A 17,092-nucleotide genomic window follows, 5' to 3' on the forward strand; every position below is an offset into this window, starting at 1 on the left:
GAACTACGCGCGCAAACGGCATGAAATCAATTTCTCACAGAGCGCACTATCCAACTATTAGGAATCTCGCTCACGGTGTTCGTCGAGCGCCTCGTGGATATCTAACTCTCCGGCCGCGACGCGCCGGGCTAGTTCTTCGTCGATGGTTCGATTGTCTTCGGATTCCTCGCGGGAGCGAGATTTGATTCGTTGGAGTTCGCCATCGGTCGGCGTAATCTCCCGCGACTCGATTGGTTCACCCGCCATCTGTGCGATGTTGACTGCGGCGAGAACGTCGCCCATGCCTCGCGCGCCGGTGCCGAGATACGGCGTCGTCCCAGTTTCATCCACGAGTTCGATGGGAATGCCTTGGAGTTCGTTGATGAGTTTCGCGCCTTGCAGTCGTGCGCCGTCACCGATGCGGACCAGTGGGTCGATGGCGTCTTTCGCCTCGCGTTCGATGACCGACACTGCATCCGCGAGCGGAACGTGGAACGCGGCGACAATCGTCTCGCCCGCGAGGACTGCGATACCCGGTCTGGTTCCGGGGTCGATACCGATAATCGTCCGCCCGTCGCCGCCGCGAAGGAGTGCGAGTGCTTCGTCCACTGCACGACGTGCCTCGTCGCCACTCGCGGTCACACGCGAGATATCCGTCTCACTCACGTCATCGTCTGGTCCGGTGATGAGAACGGTCGTCCGCTCGGGAAGTGGGTCGCCGGGTTCGACAGTGGTAAAATCGACACCTCGATTTCGTAATTCAGCGACGGCTTCGTGATACAGTTCGAAGTCCGCGGTGGCGACGACAATCACACGTGACGTTGGTGACCTGCAAGATAAAGGGTATCGTGGATTCTCCCTCCACGGACCGGGGGCTTTTTCGGGTGGTAGCGCGGACCCTCCGGTGTGACAGAGCCAGTCTCGACCGGGTGTTCGCCGCTCGACAACCTGCTCAACGGTGGGTTCGAGCGAGGGACCGTCACGCAAGTGTACGGGCCGCCTGCCGCAGGCAAGACGAACGTCGCGCTGTCGGCGGCCGTTCGCGTCGCCGCTGCGGGCGGAACCGTCGTCTACATCGATACGGAGGGACTGTCTATCGACCGTTTCCGCCAACTCGCTGAAGCCGTCGCACCGGGTGACGTCGAGGGCGTCACCTCCCGACTCATGATTAGCGAGGCGTTCGATTTCGAAGACCAGGAGGCGGCCGTCCGCGACGCCGAGGAGTTCGTCGAACGAGCCGACCTCATCGTCGTCGATTCGGCGACTGGCTTCTACCGACTCGAACGAACCGCCGACGGTGACGGCGGTGAATCGCTCCGTCGCGTCGCCCGTCAGGTGACGCATCTGCTGTCGCTCGCCCGCAAACACGACCTCGCAGTCGTTCTGACGAATCAGGTCTATTCGGACCCCGACACGGACCGAACCCGCGCACTCGGCGGCCACACGCTCGAACACTGGACCGGGACAGTTCTTCGACTCGACCGCTTCCGCGGCGGCAACCGCCGGGCGACGCTCGAAAAACACCGCGCCAAGCCCGCCGGTGAGACGGCGACGTTCAAAATCACGGACCGCGGGCTGGCGGGTACTGAGTTCTAAAAAAGCGGATTCTGCAATTTCGACTTAGAGTTCGTTCAGTTTACGGAGCAGTTGACCACGGTAGCGTTCGTCTGCTTCGAACCCTTTCTGTTCGAGGACGTTGCGTTCGAGCTTGTCGAGTGCGACGTGGAACGCGTGTTCTGAACCGTAGCCTTCCCCACTGCCTGCCAGTTGGCCGTGACTCGTGCGGAGTCGAATCTGGCACTGGATGAGCGGCGTGCCGCGGAGTTTCTCCTTGTGCTCGTGGAAGCGAACGTGCGCGTGCATGACGTTCATCCGCTGGTACTTGTCGGCAACCTCGGTGATTGCGTTGATGATGTTCTCGCGGGTGAGCGTTTCGAGCAGGTCGATGTTGGTGACCTGCACGTCCATGCGCTCTTGTTCGGTGTAAGTGAGCGCGCGGAGGATGTCCGTCTTGGTGAGGACACCGAGTACCTCGCCGTCGTCGTCGGCAGGAGTGATGACGAGACCGGCGATGTCGTTTTCGAGCATGCGAGCGACCGCATCGCGCACCGATTCCGCGGGCGTCGCGGTGAGCGCGGGGCTCGTCATGAGGTCGTAGACCGGCAAGTCGAGCATCCGGTCGATGTCGCCACGGCGGTCCTGTTTGCCCTGTCGGCCCTCGTCGCGCACCATGAACTCGACGAGGTCGTAAGTGGTCAAGACACCAGCCAGTCGGCTGTCGCCGTTGACGACCGGGAGCCGCGAGATACCGTTTTCGCGGAGGCTGTGGATGGCTTGCCCGAGGTGGTCGCGCTCGCCGATGGTAATCACGTCGTCCGTGTAGATTTGCTCGACGGTGAGCGCGTCCAGATTTTCGAGGACGGCTTCGAGAATGGCATCCTGCGTGACGATGCCGTAGAGGTCTCCGTTCTCGTAGACTGGCGCGATTTTCGTATCGCCTTCGACGAGCATACGCGCGACTTCGCGCACGTTCTCGTGACGGTCGATTTTGGGTGCGGGCTTCATCAGCGCCGCGGCTTTGGTGTTGTCTTCGACGTGCGAGTTGATGAGCTGTTTCTCACCGATAACCCCCGCGTAGTCACCATCATCCATCACGATGATACCCTTCGGATTTTCACGCTCAAAGAGAGAGCGGACCTTGCCTAATCGCTCGGTGGCATTGACCTCGACGTAATCGGGAGTCGCGATATCAGCAATATCCATAATACATTTTCATATACAACCCGTCCTGTCTTGAAGCTTCGTCCCTTTTCTTCATGTCTGAGAATCATGAAATCGCAAGGCCCTGTCGGGGCGGAAGCGTCGAATTTGGACGACTGACGTAGTGTGTCACTGGTTTTGTTTGTCATGGTTCGTGCTAACACACGAAAGTTGACGTGTTTTTCATGTCTCCCACACATGCCGGGCGCACAAATCAGCCTGCTAAATGAGTCATTTCGAGTTTGTGAAGTCATAATTCGCATCCTTACCCGATATCTTGAATGTCCTAAATTCGCCGGTAACTAGCCCCTAACCCGTGAGATTCGGACATATAGCTTCTCCATACTTACACAGTTTCCAGTCGTTCAGTGTATCCAGAGAATGATGCCATCTGACAAAATGAACACAAACTCGGAGCAGAACGATGAGTCAGTCAGAACTGACGGAAGCGGTGTGACCGAACTGGTCCCGACGACGGGAATCGATGCGATGTCCGCACGCGCGAGAGAACTCCCCATTCCAGTCTCGGAGCGAATCGAGTTCGGCGACCCCGAAACCGACGATATCGAAGCAGAGACGACCGAAGCGTCCGAACCACGGCCCGAAACCCTCCGCGAGGCGGTCCTTCGGGAAGTCAAAGCGTTCTTCGCTGAACTCAACCCAGAGACGGCGTTCGCTCCGGCCCCGTCGGACGAGTTTATCGAGGAGCGTTTCTTCGACTTCTCGTTCCTCGACGGCGTCGAAGACATCGAGCACTACTGGGTGAACAAACCGTTCGCGTTCGTCTCTATCGTGTACGACTCGCAGGCGCGAGAACACCGCTACCACGTCACCGAACCAACACTCGACTCGTTCGAATCGTTCGTGCGCGACGACCTGACGAAGATTCTCCGCAACAGCCTGCTCTACCGCGACCTCGACCACGAGGGCGACCGCGAGGACGTCTTCGACGACGAGTCGCGCGATATCATCAACGACCACGCCGCAACCGTCGAAGACGGCTCGCTCTGGAAGTTGTACTACTTCCTCCTGCGGGATTTCATCCACTACGGTCGTATCGACCCAATCATCCGCGACCCGCTCATCGAGGACATCTCCTGCGACGGTGACGAGATTCCAGTCTACGTCTTCCACGGTGCCTACCGCGACATGCCGTCGAACATCCGCTTCGAAGACGGTGACCTCTCGTCGTTCACGATTCGCCTCGCACAGCGCGCAGGCAAACAACTCACGGTCTCTGACCCCCTCGTTGACGCCAGCCTCCCAGACGGCTCTCGTGTCCAGTTGACCCTCGGCTCTGACATCGCCACCCGCGGGTCGAACTTCACCATCCGCAAATTCTCGGACGAACCGCTCTCGCCAATCGACCTCCTGCAGTCGAACACCTTCAGCGTCGAACAGATGGCGTACTTCTGGCTCGCCATCGAGAACAACCGCTCGCTGGTGTTCGCCGGTGGGACTGGCTCAGGCAAGACCACCTCGATGAACGCGGTCTCGTTCTTCGTTCCCGGCCACGCGAAAGTGGTCTCTATCGAAGACACCCGCGAAATCACCCTTCCACACGACAACTGGATTCAGTCGGTTACCCGCGACACCTTCACCGCGGACGGCCGCGGCGAGGTTTCGATGTACGCGCTCTTGCAGGCCGCCCTGCGCCAGCGCCCCGAGTACCTCCTCGTCGGTGAGATTCGCACGGAAGAACGCGTTGCACTCACGTTCTTCCACGCGATTGCGACGGGCCACACCGCCTACACCACCTTCCACGCCGACTCCTCGGAGGGTGTCATCCACCGCATGCGCAACGAACCGCTCGGCGTGCCGTCGCAGATGCTGTCGGAACTCGACATCATCTCGGTCCAAAAGCAAATCTACCTCGACGGCGACCGAACTCGCCGCAACGTCGCGGTGACGGAAGTCGTCGATGTGGACGAAGACGGTGAAGTAACCCTCGCCGACGCGTTCACCCGCGACCCCACGAGCGACACGCACAACAGAGCCGAGTCGTCGAAAGTCCTCAACGACATCGCCACCGAACGTGGCTGGACGATGAACGAACTCCAGTACGAACTGGATATTCGTGCCGACGTACTCCGCTACATGCTCGCCCAAGAAGTCACCCACTACCTCGACGTGGCCGCGGTCATCCGCCGCTTCGAACGCGACAGACAGGGCCTCCTCGAACTCGTCTACGAGAACACCTCGCTCGTCACCGTCGAGGACGACGACTCGGGTGCAAACGACTCGGATGACGCAGTCGATGCCGACGCCGAGGCAGACTCGCGGCACGACGCGGAAACTGAGTTCGACGCTGACGACACGCCATTCGACCTCGATAGTCAGGAAGTGGTCGAAGTCTCCGAAGAGACGGCCGACCTTCTATCGGAACTCTTCGATATCGACCTCGAAGACGTCGACGACGATTCCTCGGAATCAGACGACGAAGCGATTGACGCCGACGCTGACGAAGCCAACGCTGAAACTGACGAAGTCGATGCCGAGGACGACGCAGTAGATGAAGTAGAGACTGACGACGCCGTCGCGGATGAATCCGCCAGCGGTGTCGTGGAGGACGCAGATGAGCGCTGACCCAGAGATGGGAATGCCCCTTCCCGACTACGAAGTCGAGCAGTACTTCCCGCGCGAGTCGATTCAGGAATCGCCCGAAGAGATTCGCCAACTCCGCGAACGCTACGGCTACATCCGGACGTACTTCAAGCGCAACCCCGGTTCCCACCGCGACTTACAGCGCTGGTTGAACCAGGCCCGCGTCGGGACGACCTACGACGTGTACCTTACCGAGTCGGTCAAACTCGCGGCACTCGCCGCGCTCGGTGGTGCATTCATCGGTACGCTCGTCGCGTTCATCCTCGCCCAGACCGGCGTCCTCGCTGGACTGTCGCTCCCGGCGGTCGTCTCGGCCGACCTCGCCGACACTATGCGCCCCCTGAAGGTTCCCGTCCTCGGGTTCCTCTTGACGGCTCTGGTCGGCGCGGCGTTCGCACTCGGAACCTACTACGCCCGGTACTACCTCCCCAAGAGTCGCGCGACGATGCGCGGCCGGAACATCGACATCCTGCTCCCGCACGCCATCGTCTACATGTACGCGCTGAGCCACGGTGGCATGAGCTTCCTCGAAGTCATCCGCGCCGTCGCCGAAGCCGACGACTACGGAGAGGTCTCCGGCGAGTTCGAGATGATCATCCGCGACATGGACCTGTTCGGGAACGACCTGTTCACCGCGCTGCGCAACTCGCGCAATCTGACCCCGTCGCTCAACTTCGAGCAGTTCCTCGACGACCTCCTGTCGGTCATCGACTCCGGTGGCGACGTGTCCGCCTTCCTCGACCGGGAATCATCGACTTACCTCGAAGAGGCCCGCGAAGAGCAAGAAGAGTTCATCGAGACGCTCTCGATGCTCTCGGAAGTGTTCGTCGCGGCGTTCGTCGCCGCGCCACTCCTGCTCATCGTGACGCTGATGGTCATCAGTTTCCTCGGTGGAAACACCCTCGTCCAACTGTACGCATTGAGCTACCTCGTCTTCCCACTCGGGATGGCGATATTCCTCCTGCTCATCGACGTACTCTCGTCGCCCTACACGCAGGACACGGTTCGGACGAAAGACGACACCACGGTCATCCAAGAGATTCAGACGGTCCTCACTGACGCGTACATCGTAGCGAAACACGAGTTACAGCGTGCCCGCGAGGAACGCTGGGGCAACGCCGATGTCGCCGCCGACGGCGGCGTCGCAGACGTTCGCATGGACGACTACCGCCGCACGATGGTCGTCCACAACCTCGTCGAACTCGTCGACGACCCGCTGGAACTGCTGAAACAACAGCCATACCTGACGACGCTCGTCACCGTCCCGGCGGCCATCGCGGCAATCGTCGCAATCGCGGTACTGGGTTTGGCCTCGCCGACCCTCGACGCCATGTTCGCCGACCCGTACGGGACGACGCTCTGGTTCGTCATCGTTCCGTTCGCCATCGTCGCGGTGCCACTCATGGTCTTCCACGAGACTCGCCGCCACTACGAACAGAGCCTCGAACGCCGCTTCCCCGACACGCTCAACCTGCTGTCGAGTGCGAACCAGATGGGTATCTCCCTCACCGAATCGCTCGCGCTCGTCTCGCGCTGGTCCTCGGGTGCGCTGGCGTCCGAGCTCAAAACCCTCCGCAACGACATCACGTGGAACCACGACACGAACAAGGCGCTCATGGCCTTCGCCGCGCGCCTCCGCGTGCCGCAACTCTCCCGCGTTATTCGCCTCATCGCAAGCGGTGGTCGAACCAGCGGTGACCTCTCGCGCATCCTGAGTGTCGCCGCCGAAGACACGCGCAACCGCTACAAACTCGAAAAGTCGCGCCGTCGCGCCATGGGCTCGTACATCGCCATCGTGGTGATTGGGTACTTCGTGTACCTCTTTGTCATCCTGATGCTCGGTGCGAGCTACCTCGCGCCCCTCGCCGAACTGTCGCTCCCCGAGACTTCAGCAGGTGCATCGAGCCTCCCGATGGGCATCTCATCGGTCCCAATCGACCGCTACAACGTGGTGTTCCTCCACTCCGCGCTCATCCAAGCAGTCGGCAGTGGCCTCCTCGCAGGCAAACTCGCCGACAACAGCGCCCTGAGCGGCCTGAAATACGCGCTCGGGCTGTCGGCACTCGCGCTCGTCGCATTCGCACTGGTGTAAAAAATGACCCCCTCACAATCACTCTCATACGTTCAAACGCCCCTCAGGCACGTCTGCCGCGGACTCCGCTCACTGACGAGTCCGCACTTCGGCAGTGACGAGCGAGGCGCATCTGCGGTTCTCGGAACCGTCCTCGCGTTCGGTCTGGTCATCTCGCTGTTGGCGATGGTGCAAGTCTCGGCCGTTCCCGCGTGGAACCAGCAAGCCGAGTTCGACCACCTCACGAAAGCGGAGGCCGACTTCGCCGCCCTCGACGAAAGTGTCTCACTCGCCGCTGACGGCCGAATGAGCCGTTCGACGGTCGCGGGCAGTGTTACCTACCCAACCCGCGCGTTCTTCGTCTCGCCAACCGCGGGCGTCGGCATCCTCAAGATGACCGACGAGCAGGTCGCCAGCATCGACAACGCGGTGGCGACCGGTGAGACTGGCACGTACTGGGACGGCAGTTCGAAATCGTTCGACTCCCAGTCGTTCGTCTACCAACCGAGCTACAACACGCTCAACCAACCCACCCTCGCTCACGAGGGGTTCGTCCAGTACACGGCCTACGAGAACGGCAACGAGACCAACGAAGTCGGCGCGACCCAGCGCCTCGTCGATGGCACGACCATCTCGCTCGTCCTCCTCGAAGGTGACTTCAACACCGGAAGTTCGGATGCATCGACGCTGTCGGTAACCCCCGTCAGTGCTGGGACTGACTACATCACCGTCACCGACGACGGCACGCCAATCACCATCTCGGTGCCAACCCACCTCTCGAACGAGACGTGGCAGAACCTCCTCGCTGACGAACCAAACGTCCAGTCGATTACGTACACCAACGGCACGGATTCCAACACGCTGACGGTCGAACTCAAGCCCGGACAGACTTACGACCTGCACATCTCGCGTGTCGGCATCAACACCGCTGGCTCCACTCAGGAACCCGCCTACATGGTCGATATCGAAGGTGCTGACGAGGTTCTCCCCGCAGGTGCGACCCAGCGCATCGTCGTCGAAATCCGCGACGAGCAGAACAACCCCGTCTCGAACGCCGCTGTAACCGTGGACGACGCCGATGGTCGTGTCTTCGCACGCGACACCGGCGCTGTCTCCACTGTCACTGACTCGAACGGTCGTGCGACGTTCGTCTACCGCGCACAAGATTCCCTCAACGGCGTCGTCGCAGACGAGTTCGACATCTTCGTCGAGGACTCTTCGGGGGCAGAAGTTGACCGAATGACCTTCGGTGTGCAAGTCCGAGAAAACGGCGTTGCAGACCCCGTTCGCGGTCTCGTTGCGAACGTCTACGACCCCGGATACGTCTACGCCGAGAGCGCAGACGGCTCTATCAGACAGATTAACGACACCGGCACTGACGGCCACGTCGTCTACGACGCTGGTTCGGACCGTCTCGTCGTCCCGCCGAGTGTCACGAAGATTACCGATGCAGATACAAAGAGCGTCACGCTGCGCGGTGAGGGAGTCTCGCTCCACACCGACATCACCACCTACGACACCGATGGTGACATCATCGTCGAAGCGAACGGTGGCTCGTTCGAAGCGGTCGGTGTGAGCCTCACTGTCGGCTACAAAGGTGACATCGATATCAGCGCAGACGGGGGAACCGACCTCACGGGCGCGTCTGTCAACCAACTCGGACAGGGTGATATCATCGTGACTGCCGGTGGCGACATCACTCTCGACAGCGCTGGACTGACCGCCGTCCAAGACAAGAAGGACATCACCGTCGATTCGACCAACGGGTTCGTTAGTGCCCGCAACGCCGACATTAGCGGCAAGGGCGACGTACTGGTCACCGGTGACACCGGCGTTGATCTCGCTGGTGCTGCGATGAGCAGCGTCAAAGACAACGACGGCCTCGTGGTTGACGCCGCGACCGGCGGCATCAACCTCAACGGCATCGTGATGCTCAGCGACGGTGAAATCGACATCCACGCCGAAAACGACGTGTACGTCGTCGGTGCTAACATCGCCTCCTCGAAAGGCGCAACTGGCGTCATCATCACGTCCGACGCCGGTATGGTCGATGGCCGTGAGCCATCCATCTCCGCGAAGGGTGACATCACCATCACGGCTGCGACGCGCATCACGATTCCACAGTCGTCGCTCGATGCAGACGGCAGCGTGAACATCAGCGCGCCAGTGGAGGAGGTCTAACGTGACTCGCTTCGCGCGCGACTCCCGCGGCGTCTCCGAAATCCTCGGACTCATCCTCGCGTTCGGCCTCGTGGTGTCGGTCATCGCCGTCGTCCAGATGGCAGGCACGCCTGTCTGGACTGCGGGCGACGAAGCAGAACACAACGCTCGGGTCTCGTCGGACCTCGCAACCCTCGACAGCGCCGTCTTCCGCACGGCTGGCTTCGACCAGCAGGGCAGCGTCGCGGTCGAGACCGACCTCACGTACCAAAACCGGTATATCTCACTGTCACCGCCTGACTCGACCGGCGTGTTCACCACGTCCGATGCCCAGTCGGTGAGGCTCGACAACGCCAAAGCACTGGGTTCCGAGTCTGTCTACTGGAACGGAACGAACTACACCTTCGACGGCGCAACGACGCTCCGCTACGCCCCACAGTACACCGAACGAGAGAGCCAATCGCTCGTCATCGAGTCGGGGGTCTCCTACCTCGACGCAGACGGCGATATCGTCGTCAACCGACAGTCGCTCGTCAGCGGCACGACGGTCAACCTCGTCATCCTCGAAGGTGACCTCGATGGTCACACGACGGCGGGCGAGACTGTCTCGCTCAGTGCTGTCTCCACCCGAACCGAGCCTCTCCCGGTTTCGGACGACGGCTCCCCAATCCGCATCACCGTCCCAACCAGCCTCTCTGAGGCTGTGTGGGGCGACTTGCTCGCGGACGAACCGTACGCGAGTGTCGTCCCTGACGGCAACCCCAACACCGTCACTGTCGAACTCGCCGCAGGCCAAACCTACGACCTGCGCATCGCTCGAATCAGCATCGGTACTGCGCTCGAATCGACCGATGCGAAGTACCTCGTCGTCGAAGAAGGCGACTTAGCGGGCGTCCCCGCTGGCGGCAATCAGACGCTCGTCGTCCGCGCGTTCGACGAATACGGTGCCCCAGCCGCAGGCGCACAGGTTACGGTCGCCAACCCAACGCCACTCGGTGGCACGGTTGTGGCACCCGATGGTTCGACCACCGCCCGCACTGACGAATCTGGGCGTGCCCGGTTTACCTACACCGCTCGCAGCGACGTAACCAGCATCCAACCCGACAACGTCACTGTCTCACTCGCTGGCGTCGGCGGCCCCGCCGCCGCAACGACAATTGACCTCGAAGTCCGCGGTGTCGGTGACTCTTACAACGTCAGAAACGCTGACCCCGATGTGGATGCTGACCCGGACGCTAGTCCAGACGCCGACCCCGACCCGGCCCCAGAGAAAGACTTCGACATCGAAGATGGCACTGTCATCCCTTCGGGTGACTTCACCGGCGACTTCGAACTCCTCGGAAGCGCCATCAAGGCTGGCTGGTACGACGTTCCCGTCCGTGTCACGTTCGTCGTTGGTGGGACGCCGTACGCCCCAGATGACTGGGAGAACGTCAACGACGGCGAAGAACGCGCCTTCAACGCCTCCGGTACTGGTGGCGACGGTATCGTCGTCATCGCCGAAGCAGAGGGGTACGTCACTGCGAGTTCGGCCGACGACGACAAACAGGTTCGAGTACTCCGCAACGGCGACCCCGTTCCGGACATCAAAGGCTTCGACGGCCAAGATGACGTCGAAGCGTTCGTCGCCCCCTACATCAGCGACGATGGCACGACCATGGAACTGGACGACAACCAGGCCATCTTCCTGTTCGAACTCGGTTCGACGAACGAGTACAGCAGCGCGTTCGACATGCAGGATGCGGTCATCCTCGTGACCCTCTGGGAAGACGACGAGGCCTGAGTCTCCCGTCTCTTTCCCCCACTGCACAACCGGCGTAGCATTAACACACGAGCTATCGTAGCACGTGGCATGGCGTTCGACCCAACTCGCGTCTCTACCGTTACGTTCGATTCGTACAGTACACTCGTCGATGTCGATGCCGCCGAAAAGGCACTGGCCGAACACGTTTCTGACCCCGAACCCGTCTCGAAACTGTGGCGGGCTCGGTCGCTCGAATACACCTTCGTCGGCAACCACATCGACGACTATCGACCCTTCTACGAAGTCAACCGCGCCGCACTCCAGTACGCACTCAACGCCTCCGACGTTTCTGTCTCCGAATCTGACCGCGACGGCATCCTCTCGGTCTACCACGAACTCGACGTGTTCGACGACGTTCGCGACTCCATCGAACGATTGCAGTCTGCTGGCTATGGGTGCTACGTCGTCTCCAACGGAAATCCTGAGATGCTCGATTCGATGGTCGAACACGCCGATATTGGTTCGCTTCTCGACGGCGTCATCAGCGCCGACGAGGTCGAGACGTTCAAGCCCGATGTCGAACTCTACCGCCACGCCGCCGCCCGAACAGGAACCCCAATCGACGAGATTGCGCACGCGACTGCGGCATGGTTCGACGTGATGGGCGCACAGCACGCAGGCATGCAAGGTGTTTGGGTCGATAGAAAGTCGTCGCCGTGGGAGCCATTCGGTCCGGAACCAGACGTGACGGTTCCAAACCTCACCGAGTTGGTGGACCAGCTGGGCGTTTAATCGCGGTTACACGAGCGGCAACGGGTGGCTGACTTTTCGAGCGAGTGGTGCGAACAGTATTCTTCTCGCACGTTGACTCTAACGAATGGACAGAAAGCGTGCGTCCGGGGGAATTGTCGCGTTTATCGGGTTTATTCTCTCGCCGCTCTCGTGGTGGAACGACCTCGTGGTCAACCTTCCACTCGCGTACGCATTCGGCCTTCTCGTCGCCTTCTTCGTCCGAGAGTGGTTCCTCCCGGGCATCATCGTCGGCTACTGGCTCACGAACGTACTGGGTTTCATTCTCCTCCACAAAGGCGCAGTCGTGGCGGTGACGGGAGAAGAGCCGGATACGACGCCGCGAACACTCGCACGTAACATCGGCATCTCTATCGGATACACCGCCCTCGTCGTCGTTCTCGTCTGGTACGGCATACTGGTCGTTCCGGACGAGATGCTCAACGCAATCCGTGGAATGGTCGCACCGTAAGCGAAGAAAAATCGGGCGTCGAAAGGTAACCGACTCGAACGTGGCGTACTTACGCCACTTCGTCGGTCGTCACCGTTCCGTCACCGTTCGCAGTCTCGGTTTCGGTCGTGGTTTCCGTTTCAGTTGCCGTCTCGGTCGTGGTTTCGGTCTCGGTCGCGGTCTCTGTTGCAGTCTCCGTTTCTGTGGCAGTTTCAGTCGCCGTTTCGGTCGTGGTTTCTGTCTCAGTCTCGGTTTCCGTGGCGGTCTCGGTCGTGGTCGTTTCAGTTGACGTCTCGGTCTCAGTCGTGGTCGTCTCGTTGTCTGTCGTCTCGTTATCCGTCGTCGTTTCGTTGTCCGTCGTGGTAGTCGGCGTCGGCGTCACCGTCTCTTCTTCGACGGTGATGAACGCGTCGTCAGTCACCGGTTCGCCATCTTCCTCGTACGGGACGTCCTCCTCACTGTCTGGACCAATGTAGTCGATTTGCTCGTTGTCATTCGTGTCGAGGTGTGCAGTCGCCGTGAGCGTCTGGGACTCCTCTAATATCGGGATGAGGTACATTTTGATATTCGTCGATTCCCCTGGCTCGAGGTACCTGGAGACACCAAGAATCTCGCCGTCTTCGTTCTGGATTGAGACGAATCCGCCCTCAGAGAGGACGGCGCTCGCGACGATGACAGACGAGCCATCTGAGGTCTGGTCTTCGAAGTTGACCGATGTCTCTTGCTCGGCGGCTTCGTCATCTTCGTCCACCTCGTCTTCCGAATCTGCTGGTGCTGCGCCATCGCCATCACCTTCTTCGACGATATCGATCAGCGCCAACTCACCGAAGTCGTTTGTCTCGACGCCGTGGATGTAGGTTCCGGCTTCGAGGCCCGTCGTGTCGATTTCGAAGGCCACCGTCGCTGTCTCGTTCGCTTCAAGCGTGACGTTGCGTCGCTCGACGACGTCACCTTCTAAGCGGAACTCGACAGGCTGTGTCGTCTCCACGTCGTTCGGGTTCTCGATTTCCCCGGTCACGTTGATCGTCTCACCGGCCTCTGCTTCCGCTGGAGCGGTGAGGTTTGTCACGTTGAAAGACTCGTTTGCTTCACCGTCTACCTGTGCAAAGGGTTGACCATCGACAACCTGTTCTGTTGGTGTGTCGAGGCTCTGTGCGCTGTTGCCCGCTGCTACGAACCCAACTCCCGCAATCGATGCGGTGATGAGGAACACAGCAACGAACACAGTCGCTGCGCGTGTGCGTGGTTTCATGTTTAACCGGTGACAGTGTACGCAAGTAGTCCAGAAAAACATCGAAGATTGTTTCGACAGTTTTACACATTTGTTGATTGTTCACCGATTGCGAATTGCGACTGAAACCGAAAATATGCCTTATTTCGCCGTATATCCGGTAATTTTGGATTTACTGTGGATTGATACTCTCCTCGTGAGGGACTGGATTAATTGTCATCAAAACACATTTGTTCTGCAACTGTTCGGAGAAATTGTCTCTTTGTAGTGATGATCTGTGAATATGTGTCCGGAATTTGTCTATTTTATACGTGAAGGTATGGTGTGGGTGACAGAAGACCGATTGTGGGATGCTTGTACTGTGTCGTCTGAATTGGTCTGGCTCGTTTTTCGAATTTCGTACTGAGACACACTGAGACGAGTAATTAGCGATAGCGTCGATAGAGAATTGACGCGACCGCTCCGCCCCCGACGATGAGGCCGAGTAGTGAGACTCCTCGGACGATATCTGTAAACTGGTCTTTGCAATCGACGAAATTGTTCGGGTCGTCGTCGTACTGTGCTTCACAGGATTGTATTTGGTCTTGATTCCAAATCCCCAGCCACGCGCCGCTGAGTGCAAGACAGAGAAAGAAGATGGCTATCGACGTTTGAACGAGTGTGTCTCGATTCATCGAGGTTACTCCTCGCTACCTACGACCATCTGAAACACGAACCCGTCGCTCTCGACGACGGCAGTCCAGTAGTTCTCTGGAGTGTATGGCTCCAGTGCCGTCCTCACTTTCTCGGCTTGCGACCGCTGAATCCAGATTCGCGCACCCCACTCGCCTCGAGTTGCACTTGACTTCGCTTCGTCCAGCACTCCCGTGACCTGTTCGTTCTCCTGTTGTGGTTGTGGATACGCAATCGGTTCGACATCCGACGGGAGTTCGGGGTCTACTTCGGCTGAGAGGTACCACGACGATTCGCTTTCGGTGGTCGTCGCGAGCGACGTACTTTCGGGTGGTTGTTGTGTCGTCGAATTTCCTTCGGAGTCACCTGTACAGCCAGCCACGAGAGAGATTCCAACTGTGTAGACGACTGCCCGGCGAGTGTATCCAGACCTCATCTAATCGCTACCCGGACGAAGTACCACTCTCCTTCGTAGTTCACGAAGTCGGGGCGACTGGCGTTGTTCCAATCGAATGGATTCGTCTCGTCGGGGTGAAATTCCACGGTACTCTGGTTGTGTGCGCGCCGAAAGACGGCTTGCTGGTCCGACGTGAGGTTCTCGAACGTCGCACAAGTGGTCTCGTCGTTCGAGCAGTTGCTCGGGGAGATTTCGTCTACCGAGACGTACTGCATCCCGTACGGGTCGGGATATTGCGTCGTCGTTTGGGTCGTCGTGGTCGCAGTGGTCGTCGCCGTTTGGGCTGCCGCTGGCTCGGGACTCGTGGTCGTTGTCGCCGCCGGAGCGCTCGACGTACAGCCTGCGAGAAGGAGGAAGGATACGACGAGGATGGTTTGGAGGGCGCGTCGTGGCATCTCTTCTATCGGTTTTTGGAGAAGTGGTATATGCTTTCTCGTGTTTATGTGCTGACCTTTCTGGAAGGGCTGGACTGATTCGAACGTTGGTCGCTCCGTGTTCACTTCGCTCCCGGGTTCGAACTGGCCGTGACCAGTTTCGATTCTACGGGCTTCTCCTGCTGCGTCGATGGCTCCGCTCACAGATGCAACGCTCAGAGTTTCGAAGGTTCAGAAAATAGGTGGGACGAACTGCTACCTGCTCCGTGTAGTTACGGCGTCGCGGTCCCGTCTGGCGCTTCGGTGGTGGCACCATCAGTTGGCGTCTCACCGTCGTCAGTCGGCGCTTCAGTTTCGGTTTCGGTGGCCGTCTCAGTCGGAGTTTCAGTTGCGGTCTCGGTCGCTGTCTCGGTGGTCGTTTCAGTCGCGGTTTCGGTGGTCGTTTCAGTCGTTGTTGTAGTCGTAGTGGTTGGCGTCTCGGTCGTGGTGGTAGTTGGCGTCTCAGTCGTCGTTGTGGTCGTCGTTGGTGTCTCCGTTGTGGTCGTCTCGTTCGTTTCGTTATCGTCGTCTGCTTCGATGATGGTGACCTGCACGTTGGTGACCTGCACGTTGGTGACCTGCACGTTGGTGATTTGCACGTTCGTACGTGCCGCCACACCATCACCACCACCATCGCCGGACTCATCGGTGATGTCGATGAGCGCCAACTCACCGTAGTCGCGCGTTTCGACACCGTGGATGTAGGTCCCTGGTTCGAAGCCGCTCGTATCAACCTCGTAGGTCACCGTCGCATCCTCGTTGGCGTCAAGTTCGACCATCCGTCGCTCGACGACGTCACCGTTCACTCGGTACTCGACTTCCTGTGTCGCGGAATTGTCGTTCGGATTCGTGATGGTGGCGGTGACGTTGATGGTGTCACCGACTGTTGCTTCGTCCGGTGCGATGAGTTCCGACACGTTGAACGATTCGTTGGTTGTGTCGTCGTCGGCCTGCATCGAGACTCCGCTATCGATGGCCAACCCCGCTGTTGAATCGGCGCGCTGTGTGTTCTCTGCTGCAACGAATCCCATTCCTACTGCGGATGCAGCGATGAGAAGCACAGCCATGAACACGGCAGCGACGCCTGTTCTTGTATTCATGTACAATCAATGACAAAGTACGGTAGCATTCAAGAAAAACAGCCAAGATTGTTTCGACAGTTTTACACGTCTGTTGGCGTTCCTCCCACTATATGACCAATACACAATTTATTTTTGATTAATGCATCTGTATTTTAGCTCCAAACGGATTTTTAGGATAATGTCGTCCCACGAGGACGATCCAAATTAATTATCAGAAGAATAGAGCAGTCTCACAACTTGTCGTCAAAATTGTCTCTTTGAAACGATGTTCTGACACCAAATGTTTGATAGTTGAATTATTTTCGGCACGTCGAACCTGCACTGGTTCGTTGTCACCAGAGTTGCCGTCGCCTCGACTGCTACAACGGTTTGGGTACTCTCTGGAACCGTACTCCGAGTGATAGGCTAGATTCGAACTCACAAATATCATTTACTGCCTGGAGGCAGTCCTACAAAAAGCGATGCGACGGCGTCTCAACGACGAAAACTAGCGCTCTGTGGTCACTCTTCGTTCTTTATCTCGCCGAGGCGCTCAACGAGCGCGTCCGTCGAGACGTCGCTTTCAACGTTGACCGTCCCCTCGTGTTCGTGTTCGTGGGCGCTGACGCCCTCGACATCCTCGTCGTCGTTCGACTGCTGCCGCTCCTGCTCGGACTCGTCGTAGCTTCCAAAACCCATA

General features: G+C 59.2%; 15 protein-coding genes. 7 read left to right on the forward strand and 8 right to left on the reverse strand.

The window, feature by feature from the left end:
* Positions 1-57: 57 nt before the first annotated feature.
* Complete coding sequence (locus ACK509_RS11715; protein ID WP_410766719.1) at positions 58-792, reverse strand: hypothetical protein; 735 nt, start codon at positions 790-792, stop codon at positions 58-60.
* 93 nt (positions 793-885) lie between these two features.
* On the opposite strand from ACK509_RS11715, the gene radB reads away from it, so the two are divergent.
* On the forward strand, positions 886-1,575 hold the full coding sequence (gene radB / locus ACK509_RS11720) for a DNA repair and recombination protein RadB (RefSeq protein ID WP_410766720.1): 690 nt from the start codon (positions 886-888) through the stop codon (positions 1,573-1,575).
* A gap of 24 nt (positions 1,576-1,599) precedes the next feature.
* On the opposite strand, the gene ACK509_RS11725 is transcribed toward radB, so the two are convergent.
* Complete coding sequence (locus ACK509_RS11725; protein WP_410766721.1) at positions 1,600-2,742, reverse strand: CBS domain-containing protein; 1,143 nt, start codon at positions 2,740-2,742, stop codon at positions 1,600-1,602.
* Positions 2,743-3,123: 381 nt separating this feature from the next.
* Between ACK509_RS11725 and ACK509_RS11730 the strand changes: the two genes are divergently transcribed.
* From ACK509_RS11730 to ACK509_RS11755, 6 genes are all read left to right on the forward strand, one after another.
* On the forward strand, positions 3,124-5,325 hold the full coding sequence (locus ACK509_RS11730) for a type II/IV secretion system ATPase subunit (protein WP_410766722.1): 2,202 nt from the start codon (positions 3,124-3,126) through the stop codon (positions 5,323-5,325).
* Entirely contained in the window at positions 5,315-7,435 is a 2,121-nt protein-coding gene (locus ACK509_RS11735) for a type II secretion system F family protein (RefSeq protein WP_410766723.1), read from the forward strand. Before ACK509_RS11730 ends, ACK509_RS11735 begins: the two co-directional genes overlap by 11 nt.
* 3 nt (positions 7,436-7,438) lie before the next feature.
* On the forward strand, positions 7,439-9,595 hold the full coding sequence (locus ACK509_RS11740; protein WP_410766724.1) for a hypothetical protein: 2,157 nt from the start codon (positions 7,439-7,441) through the stop codon (positions 9,593-9,595).
* A gap of 1 nt (position 9,596) precedes the next feature.
* A complete protein-coding gene (locus ACK509_RS11745) occupies positions 9,597-11,357 on the forward strand; it encodes a hypothetical protein (RefSeq protein WP_410766725.1) in 1,761 nt (586 codons plus the stop codon).
* Positions 11,358-11,426: 69 nt separating this feature from the next.
* A complete protein-coding gene (locus ACK509_RS11750; RefSeq protein WP_410766726.1) occupies positions 11,427-12,110 on the forward strand; it encodes a haloacid dehalogenase type II in 684 nt (227 codons plus the stop codon).
* Between the two features lie 85 nt (positions 12,111-12,195).
* Positions 12,196-12,579: a hypothetical protein gene (locus tag ACK509_RS11755; RefSeq protein WP_410766727.1), complete on the forward strand. Its 384-nt coding sequence runs from the start codon at positions 12,196-12,198 to the stop codon at positions 12,577-12,579.
* Between the two features lie 49 nt (positions 12,580-12,628).
* Here the strand turns inward: ACK509_RS11755 and ACK509_RS11760 are convergent, their stop codons facing one another.
* From ACK509_RS11760 to ACK509_RS11785, 6 genes are all read right to left on the reverse strand, one after another.
* Positions 12,629-13,810 carry a hypothetical protein gene (locus tag ACK509_RS11760; RefSeq protein ID WP_410766728.1) on the reverse strand — a complete coding sequence of 394 codons (1,182 nt, stop codon included), beginning with the start codon at positions 13,808-13,810 and terminating at the stop codon, positions 12,629-12,631.
* Positions 13,811-14,214: 404 nt separating this feature from the next.
* Positions 14,215-14,463: a hypothetical protein gene (locus tag ACK509_RS11765; RefSeq protein ID WP_410766729.1), complete on the reverse strand. Its 249-nt coding sequence runs from the start codon at positions 14,461-14,463 to the stop codon at positions 14,215-14,217.
* Between the two features lie 5 nt (positions 14,464-14,468).
* On the reverse strand, positions 14,469-14,897 hold the full coding sequence (locus ACK509_RS11770; RefSeq protein WP_410766730.1) for a hypothetical protein: 429 nt from the start codon (positions 14,895-14,897) through the stop codon (positions 14,469-14,471).
* Complete coding sequence (locus ACK509_RS11775; protein WP_410766731.1) at positions 14,894-15,496, reverse strand: hypothetical protein; 603 nt, start codon at positions 15,494-15,496, stop codon at positions 14,894-14,896. The genes ACK509_RS11770 and ACK509_RS11775 overlap by 4 nt, the downstream gene beginning before the upstream one ends.
* A gap of 68 nt (positions 15,497-15,564) precedes the next feature.
* Positions 15,565-16,431 (reverse strand): hypothetical protein, encoded by an 867-nt coding sequence (locus ACK509_RS11780; RefSeq protein ID WP_410766732.1) that lies wholly within the window; start codon positions 16,429-16,431, stop codon positions 15,565-15,567.
* 483 nt (positions 16,432-16,914) lie between these two features.
* Positions 16,915-17,091: a DUF5786 family protein gene (locus tag ACK509_RS11785; RefSeq protein ID WP_410766733.1), complete on the reverse strand. Its 177-nt coding sequence runs from the start codon at positions 17,089-17,091 to the stop codon at positions 16,915-16,917.
* Between the last annotated feature and the right edge of the window lies 1 nt (position 17,092).

Origin of the sequence: Haloferax sp. DFSO60, assembly GCF_046557615.1 — an archaeon.
Classification (GTDB): domain Archaea; phylum Halobacteriota; class Halobacteria; order Halobacteriales; family Haloferacaceae; genus Haloferax.